This is a genomic window from Pseudomonas sp. FBCC-B545 (genome assembly GCF_059134095.1).
This window is the reverse complement of record NZ_CP101441.1, coordinates 2,914,787-2,934,168: the sequence shown is the minus strand read 5'-3', so window position 1 is coordinate 2,934,168 and position 19,382 is coordinate 2,914,787. Positions and strand designations below refer to the sequence as shown.

The 19,382-nt window shown below is 62.8% G+C and carries 12 protein-coding genes; all 12 read left to right on the top strand.

Annotated features, from left to right (window positions below):
* Positions 1-14: 14 nt before the first annotated feature.
* The 12 genes from treZ to NMB39_RS13460 all read left to right on the top strand — a co-directional run bounded on the left by treZ (position 15) and on the right by NMB39_RS13460 (position 18,359).
* Positions 15-1,760 carry a malto-oligosyltrehalose trehalohydrolase gene (treZ, locus tag NMB39_RS13515; protein ID WP_494339071.1) on the top strand — a complete coding sequence of 582 codons (1,746 nt, stop codon included), beginning with the start codon at positions 15-17 and terminating at the stop codon, positions 1,758-1,760.
* On the top strand, positions 1,757-3,841 hold the full coding sequence (gene malQ / locus NMB39_RS13510; RefSeq protein WP_494339072.1) for a 4-alpha-glucanotransferase: 2,085 nt from the start codon (positions 1,757-1,759) through the stop codon (positions 3,839-3,841). The genes treZ and malQ overlap by 4 nt, the downstream gene beginning before the upstream one ends.
* Positions 3,838-6,588 (top strand): malto-oligosyltrehalose synthase, encoded by a 2,751-nt coding sequence (locus NMB39_RS13505; RefSeq protein ID WP_124356140.1) that lies wholly within the window; start codon positions 3,838-3,840, stop codon positions 6,586-6,588. The genes malQ and NMB39_RS13505 overlap by 4 nt, the downstream gene beginning before the upstream one ends.
* A gap of 23 nt (positions 6,589-6,611) precedes the next feature.
* On the top strand, positions 6,612-6,878 hold the full coding sequence (locus tag NMB39_RS13500; protein WP_494339073.1) for a DUF2934 domain-containing protein: 267 nt from the start codon (positions 6,612-6,614) through the stop codon (positions 6,876-6,878).
* A 109-nt stretch (positions 6,879-6,987) separates the two neighbouring features.
* On the top strand, positions 6,988-9,147 hold the full coding sequence (glgX, locus tag NMB39_RS13495) for a glycogen debranching protein GlgX (RefSeq protein ID WP_198720051.1): 2,160 nt from the start codon (positions 6,988-6,990) through the stop codon (positions 9,145-9,147).
* Between the two features lies 1 nt (position 9,148).
* Positions 9,149-10,147, top strand: coding sequence for an acyl-CoA dehydrogenase family protein (locus NMB39_RS13490; protein ID WP_057024032.1), 999 nt, complete (start codon positions 9,149-9,151; stop codon positions 10,145-10,147).
* Positions 10,144-10,902 (top strand): PIG-L deacetylase family protein, encoded by a 759-nt coding sequence (locus NMB39_RS13485; protein WP_057024033.1) that lies wholly within the window; start codon positions 10,144-10,146, stop codon positions 10,900-10,902. Before NMB39_RS13490 ends, NMB39_RS13485 begins: the two co-directional genes overlap by 4 nt.
* The gene (locus tag NMB39_RS13480) at positions 10,899-11,498 is read left to right on the top strand and encodes an SAM-dependent methyltransferase (protein ID WP_494339074.1); all 600 of its coding nucleotides are present in this window, start codon (positions 10,899-10,901) and stop codon (positions 11,496-11,498) included. The genes NMB39_RS13485 and NMB39_RS13480 overlap by 4 nt, the downstream gene beginning before the upstream one ends.
* The gene (locus NMB39_RS13475; RefSeq protein WP_198720047.1) at positions 11,495-12,154 is read left to right on the top strand and encodes a glycosyltransferase family 2 protein; all 660 of its coding nucleotides are present in this window, start codon (positions 11,495-11,497) and stop codon (positions 12,152-12,154) included. Before NMB39_RS13480 ends, NMB39_RS13475 begins: the two co-directional genes overlap by 4 nt.
* 179 nt (positions 12,155-12,333) lie before the next feature.
* Positions 12,334-13,095 (top strand): PIG-L deacetylase family protein, encoded by a 762-nt coding sequence (locus tag NMB39_RS13470; protein ID WP_198720046.1) that lies wholly within the window; start codon positions 12,334-12,336, stop codon positions 13,093-13,095.
* Between the two features lie 249 nt (positions 13,096-13,344).
* Positions 13,345-15,912: an autotransporter family protein gene (locus NMB39_RS13465; RefSeq protein WP_494339075.1), complete on the top strand. Its 2,568-nt coding sequence runs from the start codon at positions 13,345-13,347 to the stop codon at positions 15,910-15,912.
* 293 nt (positions 15,913-16,205) lie between these two features.
* Positions 16,206-18,359, top strand: a complete 2,154-nt coding sequence (locus NMB39_RS13460; protein ID WP_494339076.1) for a TonB-dependent siderophore receptor — start codon at positions 16,206-16,208, stop codon at positions 18,357-18,359.
* Positions 18,360-19,382: the final 1,023 nt, after the last annotated feature.

Below are 19,382 nucleotides of genomic sequence, written 5' to 3'. Positions count from 1 at the left end.
GGAGGGCTTCATAGATGCCACTACGGACTCTGGAAACCTCGCCCCACGGCGCAATCATGCTGGACGCGCAACACACGCGTTTTGCCCTGTGGGCGCCAGACGCGCTTTATGTCAGCGTTGAATTGGAACACGGGAAATCCATTGCCATGCTGCCCCAGGCAGATGGCTGGTTCGAAGTAAAGGCGGCGTGCCCCGCCGGCACGCTCTACCGCTTCAACATCGATGGGGAAAAGGCGGTGCCCGACCCCGCGTCCAGGGCCCAGGCCGTGGATGTGCACGGTTGGAGCCGAGTGGTTGACCCGCACGCTTATGAGTGGCGCCATAGCCAGTGGCAAGGCCGCCCCTGGCATACGGCGGTGATCTACGAACTGCACGTCGGCGCGATGGGCGGTTACGCCGAGGTGGAGAAGCACCTGCCGCGCCTGGCCGAGCTGGGCATCACCGCCATTGAGCTGATGCCTCTGGCGCAATTTCCTGGCGAACGCAATTGGGGCTACGACGGCGTGCTGCCCTACGCGCCCCACGCCTCATATGGCTCACCCGAGCAACTCAAGCACCTGATCGACAGCGCCCATGCCCACGGCCTCGCCGTGATCCTGGATGTGGTCTACAACCACTTCGGGCCCGACGGCAATTACCTGGGCCAGTACGCCCAGGGGTTCTTCCAGGAAGACGTGCACACGCCCTGGGGCGCCGGCATCGATTTCGAACGCCGTGAGGTACGGGATTTCTTCCTCGATAACGCCTTGATGTGGTTGCTGGAATACCGCTTCGACGGCCTGCGCCTGGATGCGGTGCACGCCATCGATAATCCCGGTTTCCTGAAGGAACTTGCGCAGCGAGTGCGTCAGCGGGTCGACAGCGGGCGTCACGTCTGGCTGATGCTGGAAAACGAGCTGAACCAGGCCAGCCTGTTAAAGGAGGACTTCGACGCCCAATGGAATGATGACTTTCATAACGTGCTGCATGTACTGCTCACCGGCGAAACCGATGCTTATTACAGCGACTTTGCCGAACAGCCTACCGCCAAGTTGGCGCGTTGTCTGGGCGAAGGGTTTATCTACCAGGGCGATACCACCCGCCATGGTCATGCACGCGGCGAACCCAGTGCCGACCTTCCGCCCAGCGCCTTCGTGGCGTTCCTGCAGAACCACGACCAGGTCGGTAACCGCGCCCTGGGCGAACGTCTGCACCAGCTATGTTCGCCCCAGGCGCTCAAAGCGGCGACCGCCCTGTTGCTGCTGTGCCCCATGATCCCGATGATCTTCATGGGCGATGAGGTCAACGCCACCGAACCCTTCCTGTTTTTCACCGACCATCACGGTGAACTGGCCGAGGCGGTGCGCGAAGGCCGGCGCAATGAGTTCGCCGATTTCGCCGCATTTCACGACCCCGAGCAACGCGAGCGCATCCCCGACCCCAACGCGTTGCCCACCTTCCTGCAATCGATGCCTTCATTTGTCGAGAACGACCACGCCCAGCTCTATCGTCACCTGCTGAGCCTGCGCCACCTGCATGTGGCGCCGCATTTGTCCGGCGCCACGGCCTTGGGCGCACAGGTGCTGGCCGAGGGCGCCGTAACGGCTCGTTGGCGCCTGGGCAACGGCAGCCTGTTGCAAATCGACCTGAACCTTGGCGAGCAACCCATCGATCACTCGCCGCCCCGACACCTCATCTTCCAAACGCCGGCCGAGCAAGGTGCGCAGTTGCCACCCCACAGCGCCCGCGTGTCCTTATCCCCTGCTGGAGAACACTTTTGAGCGAAGCGAACCTGGAACTACTCGCCAGCCGCGCGGGCCTGGCCGTCGATTGGATCGATGCCAACGGTCGCCCGCAACATGTGCAAGCCGATGCCCTGCGTGCGGTCCTCAAAGGGCTGGGGCACCCGGCCGATACCGATGCCGAGATCGACGCCAGCCTGCGCGACCTTGAGCAAGTACAACAAGACACCCACCTGCCGCCGTTGATGACCACCGACAGCGGTGAAGGCCTGGACCTGGCGCGCTACTTCGCACCGGACACCCCGTGTCGCGTCAGCCTCGAAGGCGGTGAAACCCTGGAGCTGCGCCTCGACGGCGATGCCGTGTTGCCCGGTGTGATCGCCCTCGGCTACCACCAGGTACATATCGACGGGCAAACCTTCACCCTGGCCGTTGCCCCCGCCCACTGCTTCAGCGTGGCTGACGCGGTGGACAGCCGCCCCGCCCGCGCCTGGGGTTTGAGCGCGCAGCTGTATGCCCTGCGCCGCCTCGGCGATGGCGGCTTCGGCGACACCCTGGCCCTGGAGCATCTGGTGCGTGCGGCGGCCGAGCGCGGTGCCGAGGCGGTGGCGATCAGCCCGATGCACGCGATGTTCAGCGCCGACACCGAACGTTTCAGCCCTTATTCGCCGTCCAGCCGCCTGTTTCTCAACAGCCTGTATGCTTCGCCCGTGTGCATCCTGGGTGAACGTGAAGTGCGCAACGCCATCGAAGCCGCCGGGCTGGCGGACGAACTGCATGCACTGGAGCAACTGCCCCTGATCGACTGGCCCGCCGCCGCCAGGGCCAAGCAACGCCTGTTGCGTACGTTGTATGAAGACTTCCGCCACGGCGCGCACCCGCAGCATGCCGACTTCCAGAGCTTCCGCCAGTGCGGCGGCGAAGCCCTGGAAAACCACTGCCGTTTCGAGGCCATACAAGCCCAGCGCGCCGCCGCAGGCGAAGACCTCGACTGGCGCCATTGGCCCGAAGCCTGGCGCACCCCGCAAAGCCCGGCCCTCGCGCAGTTTGCCGAGCAAAACCGTGACGAGATCGGTTACTTCGCCTTCACCCAATGGCTGATCGCCCGCAGCCTGGAGCGCGCACAACAAGCCGCCCGTGGCAGTGGCATGGGCATCGGCCTGATCGCCGACCTGGCGGTGGGCGCGGACGGCGGTGGCAGCCAGGCCTGGAGCCGCCAGGATGAGCTGCTGGCCGATCTGACCGTGGGTGCGCCGCCAGACATTCTCAACCGTGCGGGCCAGGGTTGGGGCATCTCGGCGTTCTCCCCCGAAGGCCTCAAGCGCAACGGCTTTCGCGCATTTATCGAAATGCTGCGGGCCAACTTTGCCCATGCCGGCGGCCTGCGGATCGACCATGTGATGGGCTTGCAGCGCCTGTGGGTCATTCCCCTGGGTGCCTCGCCCCATGAAGGTGCCTACCTGTATTACCCGGTGGACGACCTGCTGCGCCTGCTGGCCCTGGAATCCCATCGCCACCAGGCCATCGTCCTCGGTGAAGACCTCGGCACCGTGCCCGACGGCCTGCGCGAGAAGCTCAGCGCCCGCTCGATCCTGGGCATGCGCGTGCTGCTGTTCGAACAGAACCATGAAGGCCAATTCAAGCCAATTCTGGACTGGCCCGACAACGCCTTGGCCACCACCAGCACCCACGACTTGCCCACCCTCAACGGTTGGTGGCACAGCCGCGATATCGAATGGAATATCCAACTCGGCCTGATCGACGCCCCGACCGTGGAGCAATGGAGCGAGCACCGCCTGCACGAACGCCAGGCGCTGCGCCAAGCCTTGGGCCAGGACCCGCAGAACTTTGTCGATGAAATACGCAACGACACCGACCATATGATCGACGCCAGTGTGCGCTACCTGGGGCACACCCGCGCGCCACTGGTATTGCTGCCGCTGGAGGACGCACTGGGCGTCCAAGAGCAAGCCAACCTGCCCGGCACCCTCGACACCCACCCCAACTGGCGCCGTCGCCTGCCAGGCGAGGCCGCCAGCCTGCTCGACAATAATAGTGCTGCACGCCGCCTCGAACTGCTGGCGGTAGCGCGCAACCAAGCTTATGAGCGTGACCGATGAAAGCACTGCCCCTGCGCGCAACCCAGCGCCTGCAATTTCATAAAGACTTTACCCTTGATGACGCGGTGCCGCTGGTGCCGTATTTCGCCCAGCTTGGCATCAGTCATCTGTATGCCTCGCCGCTGCTGAGCGCCCGCGCCGGCTCCATGCATGGCTATGATGTGGTCGACCCCACCCGTGTCAACCCGGAGCTGGGCGGCGAAGCGGCGCTGCGGCGCCTGGTCGCCGCACTGCGCGAGCACGATATGGGGCTGATCCTCGATATCGTCTCCAACCATATGGCTGTGGGCGGTGCGGATAACCCCTGGTGGCTGGACCTGCTGGAGTGGGGCCGCTTGAGCCCCTACAGCGAATTCTTCGATATCCAGTGGCATTCGCCCGACCCCCTGCTCAAAGGCCAATTGCTCATGCCGTTCCTGGGCAGCGATTACGGTGAAGCCCTGCAGAGCGGTACGCTGACCCTCAAGTTCGATGCCGCTCACGGAGCCTTCTACGCCGAACACTATGAACATCGCTTTCCGATCTGCCCAAGGGACTACGCCTTGATCCTTGGCCACGACGAGGGGCTCAAGCCGCTGGCCGAGCGCTTTGCCGCCCTCGCTTATCAGGACGACGCCTACGCCGAAGCCGCCTGGCTCAAGCAAGCGCTGGCCGAACGCGCTACCGAAGTACTGCCGGCTATCGAACAACGGCTGGCCGCCTTCGATGGTCGCCAGCCCGAGGGCTTCGAGCGCCTGCATCATCTGCTCGAACAACAGGCCTACCGCCTGGCCAGCTGGCGCACCGCCGCTGACGATATCAACTGGCGGCGCTTCTTCGACGTCAATGAGCTGGGCGGCCTGCGTGTGGAACGCACGGCGGTGTTCGAAGCCACCCACGGCAAGATCTTCGAGCTGATCAGCGAAGGCCTGGTGGACGGTCTGCGCATCGACCATATCGACGGCCTGGCCGACCCGCGTGGCTATTGCCGTAAGTTGCGTCGCCGCGTGGATGCTTTGTCGCCCCAGCGCCATTTGCCGATCTTCGTGGAAAAGATCCTCGGTGACGGGGAAACCCTGCGTGAAGACTGGCAGGTCGACGGCACCACCGGCTACGAATTCATGAACCAACTGTCATTGCTGCAACACCACCCAGAGGGCTTTGCCCCGCTGGCCGAATTGTGGACGCGGCACAGCGAACGCCCTTCGGCGTTTATCGAAGAGGCCCGGCTGGCACGCCAGCAGATCCTCAACGGCTCGTTGGGCGGCGACTTCGAAAGCGTGGCCCAGGCCTTGCTGCAAGTGGCCCGCGACGATGTGATGACCCGCGACCTGACCCTGGGCGCCATCCGGCGGGCCTTGCAGGAATTGATCGTGCATTTCCCGGTGTATCGCACCTACATCAGCGCCAGGGGCCGCAGCGCGGCCGACGACAGGATATTCCAGCAGGCCATGGACGGTGCGCGCAGCACCCTCAACGAAGGCGACTGGCCGGTGCTTGAGCATCTGGAAAAATGGCTGGGCGGCCAGCCTTGGCGCAATCGCCCGGTGGGCCGTGAACGCAAGATCCTCAAGCATGCCTGCGTACGCTTCCAGCAGCTGACTTCGCCCGCCGCCGCCAAGGCCGTGGAAGACACCGCGTTCTATCGCTCGGCAGTGCTGCTGTCGCGTAATGATGTGGGCTTCAGCACCGAACAGTTCAGTGCGCCTTTGGCGGACTTCCACGCCGCCAATCAACAGCGCCTGGAGGCCTTCCCCGACAATCTGCTGGCCACGGCCACCCATGACCATAAACGCGGCGAAGATACGCGTGCGCGCCTGGCGGTGCTCAGCGAGTGCGCGCCCTGGTATGCCGAACAGGTCGATCACTGGCGCAACCTGGCCACGCCCCTGCGCGAGCATGCCGACAGCCCCTCGGCGGGTGATGAGCTGATCCTGTATCAGGTGCTGCTCGGCAGCTGGCCGCTGGAGCACAACCCAGACTTGGAGGTCTACCAGCAACGCCTCTGGCAGTGGCAGCAAAAAGCCCTGCGCGAGGCCAAGTTGCAGAGCAGTTGGAGCGCCCCCAACGACGCCTATGAGCAAGGTGTCGAAGGGTTCCTCAAGCGCCTGTTACTCAGTGACGCCGGTGCGCCGTTGCGTAGTGCACTGGACAGCGCCGCCCAAGCCATCGCTCCTGCCGGCGCCCTGAACGGGCTGGCGCAAACCTTGCTTCATCTCACTGTGCCGGGCGTACCGGATGTGTACCAGGGTGATGAGTTCTGGGACTTCAGCCTGGTGGATCCGGACAACCGTCGCCCGGTGGATTTCGCTGCGCGCCAACACGCGCTCGATACCCCACCGGATATCGGCGAACTGTTGTTCAACTGGCGTGACGGGCGTATCAAACAGGCGTTGATCGCCCAGGTGCTGGGCTTGCGCAAAACCTATCCCGAGCTGTTCCGCCACGGCAGCTATACCGCGCTGGAAGTGGTCGGCCAGCATGCCGAGCGGGTGGTCGCGTTCTATCGCCAACATCAAGGCCAACAGCTGGTGGTAGTGGTGCCACGTTGGCCTTATCAGCTGCTTGAAAACGGCATGTTTCCCCAGATCAATGCGCCGGTTTGGGGCGACACGCGGGTTAAATTACCGTTCGCCGCCACAACACAAAACTGGAAGGGACTTTTTCAAACGCGCGCAGTCACACCCAACAAGGAGCTGTTGATCAACGCTGCCCTGGGGGATCTCCCGGTCAATGTCTTTATCAATCCTGATAATCAAGAAAGCTGAACATTTTCTGTGAGGAGTTTGTGATGAGTAAAGAAGAGGAACGCATTCGCGAATTGGCGCATCAGATCTGGGAGTCCGAAGGCAAGCCACACGGCGAGGATGCTCGCCACTGGGAGATGGCGCGCAAGTTGGCCGAAGCCGAAGCGCTGACCCCTAGTAAGCCCAAGCCAGCCGCCAAGCCGAAAACCGCGACCAAGGCCGCCGCCAAGCCTAAGGCCGCACCTGCCCCAGCAAAGCCTGCGGCGAAAAAACTGGCCGCGCCGAAAAAGCCCAAGCCGCCCGCCCCATGATCCCTTGGGCCTCCGTACTGGAGGCCCGTTTGCGTCCACGTCATTCGCTGAAGCACCGTCAGTACGGTTGCGCTCGGCCCGAAAAAAGACTTTTTGCAGGAGCAACTCAATGAGCAAACCCGATAAAACCACAGCGACGCAGGAACATGAACCGTCGCGGATTCGTGAAGGTTTGCCCTTCCCACTCGGTGCCACCTGGGATGGCCTGGGCGTCAACTTTGCACTGTTCTCGGCCAACGCCACCAAAGTCGAGCTGTGCCTGTTCGACGATGCCGGCGAGGTAGAGCTGGAGCGCATCGAACTGCCCGAATACACTGACGAGATCTTCCACGGCTACCTGCCCGACGCCCATCCCGGGCTGATTTACGGCTACCGCGTGTATGGCGCTTATGACCCGGCCAATGGTCACCGTTTCAACCACAACAAACTGCTGATCGACCCCTACGCCAAGCAGCTGGTGGGTGAGCTTAAGTGGTCCGAGGCACTGTTTGGCTACACCATTGGCCACCCCGACGACGACCTCAGCTTCGATGAGCGTGACAGCGCGCCCTTCGTGCCCAAGTGCAAGGTCATCGACCCGGCCCACACCTGGGGCAATGATCAACCGGTCCGGGTGCCATGGGACCGTACGATCATCTATGAAACCCACCTGCGCGGTATCAGCATGCGCCACCCGTCGGTGGGCGAGTCGGTGCGCGGCACCTGCGCAGGCCTGATGGAAGACGACGTGCTCAAGCACATCCGCCAACTGGGTATTTCCTCGGTCGAACTGCTGCCGGTGCACGCCTTCGTCAACGACCAGCATCTGCTGGAAAAAGGCATGACCAACTACTGGGGCTATAACAGCATTGCGTTCTTCGCCCCCGACCCGCGCTACTTGGCCAGCGGCAAGATTGCCGAGTTCAAGGAGATGGTCGCGCACCTGCATGAGCAGAAGCTGGAAGTGATTCTCGACGTGGTCTACAACCACACCGCCGAAGGCAACGAGCGCGGCCCGACCCTGTCCATGCGCGGCATCGACAACGCCTCCTACTACCGGCTGATGCCCGATGACAAGCGCTTCTACATCAATGATTCGGGCACCGGCAACACCCTGGATCTGAGCCACCCCTGTGTGCTGCAAATGGTCACCGACTCGCTGCGCTACTGGGCCACCGAGATGCATGTGGACGGTTTCCGCTTCGACCTGGCAACTATTCTGGGGCGCTACCGCGATGGCTTCGATGAGCGCCACAGCTTCCTCGTCGCTTGCCGCCAGGACCCGATACTGCGCCAGTTGAAACTGATCGCCGAGCCCTGGGACTGCGGCCCCGGTGGTTATCAAGTGGGCAACTTCCCGCCAGGCTGGGTGGAATGGAACGACCGCTTCCGCGATACGGTGCGCGCGTTCTGGAAAGGCGACGACGGCCAACTGGCGGATTTCGCCGGGCGCATGACCGCTTCGGGCGAAATGTTCAACCATCGCGGACGCCGGCCCTACAGCTCGGTGAACTTCATCACCGCCCACGACGGTTTCACCTTGCACGACCTGGTCTCGTACAACGACAAGCACAACGAGGCCAACGACGAAAACAACCAGGACGGCAGCAACAACAACCTGTCTTGGAACCACGGCGTCGAAGGCCCCACCGACGATCCGGAAATCAACGAACTGCGCCTGCGCCAGATGCGCAATTTCTTCGCCACCCTGCTGCTGGCCCAAGGCACACCGATGATCGTCGCCGGGGACGAGTTCGCCCGTACCCAGCATGGCAATAACAACGCCTATTGCCAGGACAGTGAGATCGGCTGGGTCAATTGGGACCTGGACGATGACGGCAAGGCCCTGCTCAAGTTCGTCAAGCGCTTGATCAAGCTGCGCCTGGCGTATCCGATCCTGCGCCGCGGGCGCTTCCTGGTCGGCGACTACAACGAAGACATCGGCGTGAAGGACGTCACTTGGTTGGCGCCGGATGGCAACGAGATGACCACCGAGCAATGGGAAGACAGTCAGGGCCGCTGCCTGGGCATGCTGATGGATGGCCGCGCCCAGGAAACCGGGATTCGTCGCGCCGGTGCGGACGCTACCTTGCTGCTGGTGGTCAACGCTCATCACGACATGGTCAATTTCTGCCTGCCGCCGGTGCCAGAGGGTGAGTTCTGGACCTGCATGCTCGACACCAACGACCCGGCGGTACGCGGTCAGGAGCGCTTTGATTTCGAGCATGAGTACGCGGTAACCGGCCGCTCGCTGCTGTTGTTTGAACTGCAACGCGAAGGCGAGGTGTGAGATGGCGTTGCACGGTTTCCTTCAGGGCTACCGGGGTTATGCGGATACGCAGGCCCTGGGTGACGCACTGAAGGCACTCCAAGAGGAAGGTCTGGATCAACTGCCGCTGCCCGGCAGTGGCCAGACCCTGGCCCGCTTCAGCGGGCTGGCGCAGGTGGCGGGGCATGATTTGCGCCTGTGCAAGTTGTTCGAAGGCCATACCGATGCGCTGGCGATCATTGCCGAACTCGACAGCCCGCTGCCGCCGCTGGGCAGTACATGGGGCATGTGGGCATCTGAGCCGCCGACGGCCAAAGTGCGGGTGCGACACGCTGGCCAGCGGCTCGTGGTAGATGGGCGCAAGGCGTGGTGCTCCGGCGCGGCGGTGGTCAGCCATGGTTTGCTGACCGCCTGGGACGAGGAGGATCGCCAGCAACTGGTGGCGGTGGCAATGGATCAACCTGGCGTGACGGTCACCGATGAGGGGTGGAGTGCCGTGGGCATGGCGGCCACGGGCAGCGTCGAAGTCCTGTTCCGCGAGGCCTGGGGTGTTGCGGTCGGTGGCCCGGGCGATTACCTGTCGCGCCCAGGTTTCTGGCACGGCGGGATCGGCATTGCCGCATGCTGGTACGGCGCCGCGCAGCGCCTGGGTGAAGTGTTGCGCGCCCATTGTGCCCAGCGTCCCGAACCCCATGCCCTGGCCCATCTCGGCGCCGTCGACAGCGCCCTCAACAGCGCCGCGTGCGTGCTGCGCGCCAGCGCCGGGCAGATCGACCGCGAGCCCGGCGCAGATGCCCGGCAACTGGCGCAACAGGCACGGGCCTGTATCGAGGACACCGTCGAACAAGTCATGCATCACGTTGGCCGTGGCGTCGGTGCGGGGCCTTATTGCAAAGACCCGCACTTTGCCCAGTTGATGGCGGATTTGCCGGTGTATGTGCGGCAAAGCCATGCCGAACGCGACCTTGCCGCCCTGGGCGAACAGGTTGCCGGCGAACCCTTAGGGAGGTGGCAGTTATGAAGCCCAATCCGATTGTCGGCCAAGGTACTTCGCTCAATCACTGGCAAACCTCGACGCGGCTGGCCGAGCTGCCGCACATCAGCGTCGCGCAGTTGGTACCCGAGGGGCATCGCGCGGTAATTATCGCCCCGCATCCGGACGATGAAGTGCTAGGCAGCGGTGGCTTGCTGCAAGGTCTGGCGCTGCTGGGCCGGCCCATCCAGTTGATCTCCGTGACCGACGGCAGTGCCAGCCATCCCGGCTCCCGGCGTTGGCCGGTGGAGCGCCTGAGCGTAGTGCGCCCCCAGGAGTCGGCACAGGCCCTGCATCGCCTCGGCCTGCCGCTGCACAGTTTGAAATGGCTGCGCGCCGGGTTTGCCGACAGCAAAGTGGCCGAGCGCGAAACCCAGCTCTGCGAGTTTATCCAGCGCCACCTCAAACCCACCGACGTGGTGTTCGCCACCTGGCGCGAAGACGGCCATTGCGACCATGAAGCCGTAGGCCGCGCCAGCGCCAAAGCGGCCCAGGCCGTCGGCGCGACCTTGTATGAACTGCCGGTGTGGACGTGGCACTGGGCCACGGCTGAAGACGACATGGTGCCTTGGCATCGGGCACGCAAAATCCCGTTGACCATCGAGGCCGTGGCGCGCAAACGCCACGCGATCCACGCCTTCGCCAGCCAGCTGGAAGGCGATCCGCAAATCGGCCTGCCACCGGTACTGGCGCCCTATGTGGTGGAGCGTTTGCTGCAACCTTTTGAAGTGGTGTTCGTATGAGTGTGGCAACCCCCTACTTCGACCAACTGTTTGCCGGCAACGACGACCCCTGGGCCTTTCGTCAGCGCTGGTACGAACAACGCAAGCGCGCCCTGACACTGGCCCTGCTGGCCCGGCCGCACTACGTCTCGATCTTTGAACCTGGCTGTGCCAACGGCGAATTGAGCGCTGAACTGGCGAGTCGTTGCGATCGCCTGGTGTGCTGCGACGCGACCCAGGCGGCGGTGCTGCTGGCACAAACGCGGCTGGCAGATTTCCCCCACGCCCTGGTGGAACAGCGTCGCCTGCCCGGGCAATGGCCCGCCGGGAAATTTGAGCTGATCGTACTGAGTGAGCTGTGTTATTACCTGGACGCCGACGACCTGGATCACCTGATCGATTGCGCCCTCGCCGCCTTGACCGCTGACGGCCAGTTGCTGGCCTGCCATTGGCGCCCGCCCATCGAGGGTTGCCCGCAAACCGCCGAACAGGTGCACGCCCTGCTCCAGCAGCGGCTGGGTATGCCTCCCCTGGCGCAATACCATGACCAGGATTTCCTGCTCGACCTGTGGAGCCGCGACGGTACCTCGGTTGCACACCACGAGGGTTTGCGATGATCGGTATTCTGATCCCCGTGCATAACGAAGAAGCGCTGCTGGGCGACTGCCTCAGGGCCGCGCAGATCGCCGCCAACCATCCCGGCCTGCTGGGGGAAACGGTGCAGATCCTGGTGGTACTCGACAGCTGCACCGATGGCAGCGCTGCGATCGCCCTGGCGCATCGGGTGCACAGCCTGCCGGTGCAGGCGCGCAATGTCGGGCAAGCCCGAGGCGACGGCGCACAGCATTTATTAAACCTGGGCGCACGCTGGATTTCCTGCACCGACGCCGACAGCCGCGTGGCCCCTGACTGGCTGGTGGCGCAACTGGCCCTGGGCTGTGATGCCGTGTGTGGCACGGTGACGGTGGATGCCTGGAGCGAAGGCTTCGACTCGGCGGCACAGATTCGTTATCACCAGGCTTACCAGGCCCGCGATGGGCATCGGCACATCCATGGCGCCAATCTGGGAGTGAGCGCCAGCGCCTACGTGCAGGCCGGTGGGTTCGAACCGCTGGCCTGCCATGAAGATGTGCAACTGGTGCGTGAGCTGGAACGTTGCGGCGCCTCGATTGCCTGGAGCCATGCGCCGCAAGTGGTGACCAGTGCGCGCTTGGACTGCCGCGCCCAGGGCGGGTTCGGCGACTACTTGAAAAGTCTGATGCAGGTTTCGTAAAAAAACGGCACGCCAACGTGTAAAAGCGCCAGATCCTTGTCTATGCTCATAACGCTTTGCACGGCACGCCAGGATTGGCGTGCCGTGCACTCACCCCAGCGGAGCCTGGGGTGAAAACAAGAGCGTCGTCCCGTCAACGGGGTACGACCCAGCATTGACCGACAAGGATATGTCACCCCATGAAGCCTGCCTCCCTAAGCGAAGCCCGTCGCGGCCCCGCGCAAATCTGGAACAGTGCGCCGCAGCTGGCACAGGTTCCCGCCATCGCACTCACCAGCCTGGTGCCGCCCGGCGCACGCGTCGTGGTCATCGCCCCGCACCCGGGCGATGAACTACTGGCCTGCGGTGGTTTGCTGCAACTGCTCAGTACCCGCGAACACCCTTTGCAATTGATTTCCATCACTGACGGCAGCGCCAGCCATCCCGGCTCCCAGGTGTGGCCGGCCAGCCGCCTGAGCGTGGTGCGCCCCCAGGAAAGCGCCGAAGCATTGCGCCGCCTGGGCATGCCGTTGCACAGCCTGAAATGGATCCGCGGCGGGTTTCGCGATGACGCGTTAGCCGCCCACGAACAGGCGATGAGCCAGTTCATCGCGCGCTACCTGCAACCGGGCGACAGGGTATTTACCACGTGGTGCCACGACGGCAACGACGATCACGATGCCGTCGGACGCGCCAGCGCCAAGGCCTGCAACCTGGTGGGGGCAAAGCTCTATGAACTGCCGGTCTGGGCCTGGCACTGGCCGGCACGGGAGGCTTCCATGATCCCCTGGCAGCGCGCACGCAAGGTACGCCTGGATACCTGGAGCGTCGCGCGCAAGCTGCACGCGACCCATGCCTATGCCAGTCAATTGGTCGGCGATCCGCAGATCGGTTTACCGCCCAAGCTGGCCCAAGTGTTGCTCGAGCGTATACGCGAACCCTACGAGATCGTGTTTGCCTAGGGGCTACTCGTCCATACCTGTTATTTCTTACAGTAGCAGCCCATCAAATCTACGGCTAAGGTGCAAAAAGTCCTGCACAGGTTAAGGTGCAGTCGAGAAAGCCATGCCAACCCTTTGCATTGGCCGGTGTTTTCAGATGCAGGTAACCCGTAGTCCCTGATCCGTATCGCGTTCGACGTTGCCATGGTCTTGAACCGCGCCTGGTGTGCCAGGTGCCGGGACATCATTGTGCTCAAGCGAGGACCGACCATGCGCACACGGATCACTTCTCTGTTGTACTCAGGCATTGCCTCAGCGATCGTACTGGCGGCCTGGCCGCTGGCCTCGTATGGGGTGTGTACCATCAACAATACGGCAGGCAGCGACGCCTCCAGCTGCGACAGCGCCACCGCGCCGGGCTTTAGCGATACCGGCGGCGATAACACCCTTGAAATCACCGCAACCGGCAGAGTGAGCGGAAATGTGGTGTACGGGGGCGGCAATGATCTGGTCGATGTGAACGGCCCGAGCGCCGGGATCGATGGCAGCCTCGACCAAGGCGACGGCAACAATATTTTCCGGCTCAACCTGGGCAGCATCACCGGGTCGGTCAGCCAGGGCTCGGGCGCCGATATTGCGCAGATTTCCGGAGGCCAGGCAGGTAAAGTCACCCAGGGGTCAGGCATCGACCGTTTTGCCATGAGTGGTGGCACCATCGCCTCGCTGGAACAAGGCGACGGGCTGGACGTGTTCTTCATGAGCGGCGGTACGATCACCGGCGCTTTCGAGGACGGCGACGAAGCGACAATGACCGGCGGCACCATTGGCCGGGTCAACATGAAACTCGATGACAACCGGTTCGATATGTCGGGCGGCAGGATCATCGGCAACCTGGTAACGGGGTTCGGCAGGGACACCATCCTGATCTCGAAAGACGCGCTTGTCGACGGCGATATCAGCGTCAGCGGCGGTGCCGATCAGGTGAACATCTCCGGTGGTACCGTCAAAGGACGACTGCTGCTCAGCTTTGGTAATGATGACTTCATCTGGTCCGGCGGCAACCTGCATTCATCCGTGCTGATGGGGGAAGGCGACGATACCGCATTGCTTCAGGGGCTGGTGGCAGCGCAGGTGGCTGCGGCGCAAGTGTTGGATGGGGGCCTGGGCATCGACACCCTGACCCTGGACAACACCAAGGTCGGTGACCCTGCCCTCTTCACCCAGTGGGAAAACATCCGCCTGGACAACGGCTCGCAAATGACCCTGGGCGGGGCGTTGAAGCTGGGGGACAGCGAAACCGGTACCGGTGCCCTGACCATCGATGGCAGCAGTGCGCTGCTGGTCGGCACCGGCAGCATCGACCCATTCACCGCCGGCCAACTGGTCAATGTGACCAACAGCGGCACCCTCGACATGACCACCGGCAGCTCCACGGCCAACGACACCTTGACCATCAACGGCAATTACACCGGCAACGGCGGGCGTCTGGCGTTACAAAGCGTGCTGGGGGCAGACGACTCGGCCAGCGACAAACTGGTGGTCAGCAACGGCACATTCGCAGGCAATACCGGCGTGCTGATCAACAACCTTGGGGGCGCGGGTGCGGCGACAGTGCGAGACGGCATCCTGGTAGTGCAAGCGCTTAATGGCGCCAGCGGACCTGAAAGCGCGTTTACCTTGGCCAACACAGTAAGCGCCGGGGCGTATGACTACTATCTGTACAAAGGCGGGGTCACCCCTGGAACGGCAGAGAACTTCTATCTGCGCTCCACTACACCGCCCGCCCCCCTGCCCAACCCTGACCCTGAAGTACCGACCATCCCAGTGCCGGAACCGGTGGAAGGAACTCCGCCTCTGCCTGGTCCCACTGACAAGGAGGTCCCGATCTATCGTCCCGAAGTACCGCTGTACGCTGCGCTGTTTCCCGCCGCGCAGCAAATCGTGCAAGGCATGCTCGGTACTTATCACGAGCGCATGGGCGATCAGAGCCGCCAGCAGCATACCGGCATCATGCCGGCGGGTTGGGGCCGGGTCTACGGCAACAGCAGCCGCCAGGGTTACGCCGGTACGGTCAGCCCTACCCTGGACGGTTCGCTGACAGCCTTCCAAGTGGGCACCGATGTGTTCGCCAGCAGCCTGGACAACGGCCTACTGCAGCGCCTCGGGTTCTTCGTCGGTCATAGCCGCCTCAAGGGCAATGTGAAAGGCTTCAACAGCGGCTGGGAGGACAAGGACGCCGGCAAGACAACATTGCGCGGCGATAGCCTGGGGGCCTATTGGACGCTGATCGGCGCCAACCAGGCTTACCTCGATCTGGTGCTTATGGGTACTCGCTTTGATGGCAACACCGAGTCCGACCGTGGCGTGAAGATGAAAACCCGCGGGCATAACGTCACCGCCTCCGCCGAAATCGGCTGGCCGCTGGCGCTTAGCGCCGACTGGGTCGTGGAGCCCCAGGCGCAGTTGATCGTCGGCAAGACCAAGCTGGATAGCCAGAATGATGGCATTTCAGACGTTTCCTATGACGCCGATACCAACGTCACCACGCGCCTGGGCGTGCGCCTGCGCGGCGATTACAGGGTCAATGGCATGCCGCTGCAGCCCTATGTAAGGGCAAATGTCTGGCACGCCAGCGCCGGAGACAACAGTGTGCTTTTCAACCATGAAACCCGTATCGACACCAAGCAGAAATCCACCACTGTGGATGTCAGCCTTGGCGCTACCCTGGAAGTTGCACAGGGTGTGAGCCTGTATGGTGAGCTCGGCACCGAAAAGAATCTGGACAGCAATATGCTCCGCGGCCGCCAGGGCACGTTCGGTCTGAGAATGGCGTTCTGAGGCGATCTTTGTACCGCAGTGTGTACGAGAGCCACTGCGGTACATAACCCTTGCACAACTATTTCTACCAAGTTGGCCCCCTGAACGCCTGAAAACTGCAGAACGGTGCCCCGCCGGAGAAACCCGGCGGGCATCAAATAATGGCTAAACGCCTGCCCGCAACTCATGGAGAATTTCGTTAACTAATTCTTCCCCAAGGCTTTTTCCTACGGATTCAATCTGCCACACTGATGAGAATAATTATCAACAGATTTATTATTCGCCACGGATGGCCTCTGGGGAGCCCTATAACAATGTTTGTGCAACAACGCGGCGGCAACGTTTTTTCACCCAGCTTGATGGCAATTGCTATCTGCCTGGCAACCTCGCACGCGGCCCTGGCCGCCGATGCCGAAGCACCGGCCACCATTGAACTGGGCGCCACCGAGGTCTCCGGCCAACAGCTGGGCCAAACGACCGAAGGCACCGAGTCGTACACTACTGGCTCGATGAACACCGCGACCAAGCTTCCCCTGACCCTGCGCGAAACCCCGCAGGCCGTGACCGTGATCACCCGCCAGCGCATGGACGACCAGGCGATGACCAGCATCAACGATGTGGTCAACGCCACGCCCGGGCTGTTCCTGAACTACTCCAACGGCCCTGGCCGCCAGGCCTTTACCGCCCGCGGTTTCGACATCGACAACCTCATGTATGACGGTATCCCCAGCGGCTATAACGGCGCGTCGGTAGGCGCGCAGCCGAACCTGGCGATGTTCGATCGCGTCGAGGTGGTGCGCGGCGCCACCGGCTTGGTCACCGGCGCGGGCAACCCTTCGGCGGCCATCAACCTGATCCGCAAGCGGCCGTTGTATGAGCAGAAAGTCACCCTGACCGGTGCCGCCGGCAGCTGGGACGACTACCGCGGCGAGCTCGATGCCTCCAGCCCGCTCAACGACAGTGGTACCTGGCGCGGCCGGGTCGTGACCTCCTACCGCGATGCCAACAGTTTCATCGATAAAGCCGAGCAGGATCACGGCCTGTTCTATGCGGTGACCGAAGCCGACCTGAGCGAAGACACCAGCCTTACCCTCGGTTTCTCGAACCAGAAGGACAAGACCAACTACTTCTGGGGCTCGTCGATGATCGGCCAGGATGGTCACCACCTGAACCTGTCGCGCTCCTATAACCCGGGCACCGACTGGGAGAACAAGGACCAGGAAATCAACACGGTATTTGCCGAGCTGCGCCAGCGCCTGGCCAATGACTGGAACCTGCAGGTCAACGCCAATTATTCCGAACAGGATGCGTTGTTTTCCGGCTCTTACCAGTCGCGCTGGACCAACAACACTCTGGCCCGCACGGTGTACCAGGCCACTTATGATGAAAACCAGGCGGGTCTCGACGCCTTTGCCAGCGGCCCGTTCCAGGCATTCGGGCGCACCCACGAACTGGTGGTGGGCGCCAGCAAGCGTATCTACGACATGACCACCCACAACTACAGCCCGTACGACATGAACTGGCCGCTCAATGCCGGCAAGCCGAATTTCGTCCACACCAACAACGCGCGCGACGTCACCACCCAGGATGGTTTCTACCTGACCACGCGCCTGAGCCTGGCCGACCCGCTCAAGCTGATCCTCGGCGGGCGCCTGGACTGGTACGACTACGATAACCGCGATGGCGATGGCGACTACAAGGTCACCCGCAACCTCACCCGCTACGCCGGCCTGATCTACGAGCTGGACGACCAGCACTCGGTGTATGTCAGCTACAGCGATATCTTCACACCGCAGAAGGAAAAGAACACCAGCGCCACCCCGCTCAAGCCGATTGTCGGCAAGAACTATGAAGTGGGTATCAAGGGCGAATACCTGGGCGGCGCGCTGAATGCGAGCCTGGCGGTGTTCCGCGTCGACCAGGAAAACCGCGGCGTACAGATCGTCGTGCCGGATTGCCCGCAGGCCTCCTGCTACCAAGCCTCGGGCGAAATCCGCAGCCAGGGCATCGACTTCGAACTGCAAGGCGCCTTGACTGAGAACTGGCAGGTCGGCGGTGGTTATACCTACGCGCGCACCCACACCATCAAGGACGCCGCCAACCCACAGAAGGTCAACAAGCAGTTCGACACCGACACCCCGGAGCATCTGTTCAAGCTGACCACCCGCTATAACTTCCAGGGCCCGCTGGAAAAACTTCGCGTGGGCGGCAACATTTCCTGGCAGAGCCGCATGTACAACGACATCGCACTGGCGGATGGCAGCCAATATCGGCTCAAGCAAGGCGGCTATGCCGTCACCGACCTGATGGCCGGTTACCGGGTCAACCAGCACCTGGACCTGCAGCTCAACGCCAACAACATCTTCGACCGCAAGTACTACCAGGCCATTGCCAACTCTGCGAGCTATGGCGGTGATTCCTATGGCGCTCCGCGCAACATGATGCTGACCGCCAAGTACAGCTTCTAAGCGCCCATGCCGCCGCGGCTGCCTGTTCGGGCAGCCGTTCTAAAGTCCGCAAAAGGCCTGCCGATAAAGCGTTGGCAACCGCAAAAATCCCGAACATCTGCTTCACTCCACAGCGGCAGGCCTTCGTGGCACGCTGCGTGCTTGCTTGACCTCGGCACCCCACCCTCATGGAGTAAGAGTGAATGCCCGTCCGCCCCCGTTTTCTTGAGCACTACCGCAAGGCTGACCGCATCATGCTGGCATTGATCTGGCTGATGTCGCTATTCTCCCTGGGCTTGGCGTTCTGGCATGACACCTGGCTACAGGCGCTGATCGTCGGTGGCGGCACCGGCGTGGTGCTGACGGCGCTCTACCGCGTCATCGGCGGCACCCGTGTGATGCGCTGCGCACTGGGCGCCGGCCTGATGGTAATGGCAGCGCTGCACATCAACCAGGCGCATGGGGTGATCGAAGCCCACTTCGGCATCTTCGCATTATTGGCGGTGTTGACCTTCTACCGTGACTGGCTGCCGATCCTGGTGGCGGCGCTGACCATCGCCGCGCATCACCTGGTGTTCCACGCGTTGCAACATCAGGGTTTTCCGGTGTTTGTGATGGAGCATCACGGTGGCTGGACGATGATCTTCGTTCATGCGTTCTACGTGGTGATGGAAACCGTCGCCCTGCTCTACCTGGCGGTGCACAGCCAGGCCGAAGCGGTCGAGAGCCAGGAAATGCTCGAGAAGATGCTCGCCGTCACCTCGCAGCTCACCGTGGAATCGGCCAAGGGTGAAGGCAAGACGCGAGTCTCCCTGGCCACGCGTTTCGACCACTTCCTGCAACAGCTCACCCAACTGATCGATGGCGTTGCCCGCGATTCCCACGGCCTGGGGCAACTCGGCCAGGAACTGGCCACCGCCAGCGGCACCCTGGAAAAAGGTGCGCGGCACCAACTGGCGCAGATCGGCGAGATGACCGGTTCGATGCAGCGCCTGGAAGACGCCATGGGCCACATCACGGTGCAGGTCGAACAAGCGGTGGAAC

Excerpts from the sequence above, each read along its gene's own strand:
- treZ (WP_494339071.1), top strand. The coding sequence starts at position 15 with ATGCCACTACGGACTCTGGAAACCTCGCCCCACGGCGCAATCATGCTG.
- NMB39_RS13505 (WP_124356140.1), top strand. The coding sequence starts at position 3,838 with ATGAAAGCACTGCCCCTGCGCGCAACCCAGCGCCTGCAATTTCATAAA.
- NMB39_RS13500 (WP_494339073.1), top strand. The coding sequence starts at position 6,612 with ATGAGTAAAGAAGAGGAACGCATTCGCGAATTGGCGCATCAGATCTGG.
- glgX (WP_198720051.1), top strand. The coding sequence starts at position 6,988 with ATGAGCAAACCCGATAAAACCACAGCGACGCAGGAACATGAACCGTCG.
- NMB39_RS13490 (WP_057024032.1), top strand. The coding sequence starts at position 9,149 with ATGGCGTTGCACGGTTTCCTTCAGGGCTACCGGGGTTATGCGGATACG.
- NMB39_RS13485 (WP_057024033.1), top strand. The coding sequence starts at position 10,144 with ATGAAGCCCAATCCGATTGTCGGCCAAGGTACTTCGCTCAATCACTGG.
- NMB39_RS13480 (WP_494339074.1), top strand. The coding sequence starts at position 10,899 with ATGAGTGTGGCAACCCCCTACTTCGACCAACTGTTTGCCGGCAACGAC.
- NMB39_RS13475 (WP_198720047.1), top strand. The coding sequence starts at position 11,495 with ATGATCGGTATTCTGATCCCCGTGCATAACGAAGAAGCGCTGCTGGGC.
- NMB39_RS13470 (WP_198720046.1), top strand. The coding sequence starts at position 12,334 with ATGAAGCCTGCCTCCCTAAGCGAAGCCCGTCGCGGCCCCGCGCAAATC.
- NMB39_RS13465 (WP_494339075.1), top strand. The coding sequence starts at position 13,345 with ATGCGCACACGGATCACTTCTCTGTTGTACTCAGGCATTGCCTCAGCG.
- NMB39_RS13460 (WP_494339076.1), top strand. The coding sequence starts at position 16,206 with ATGTTTGTGCAACAACGCGGCGGCAACGTTTTTTCACCCAGCTTGATG.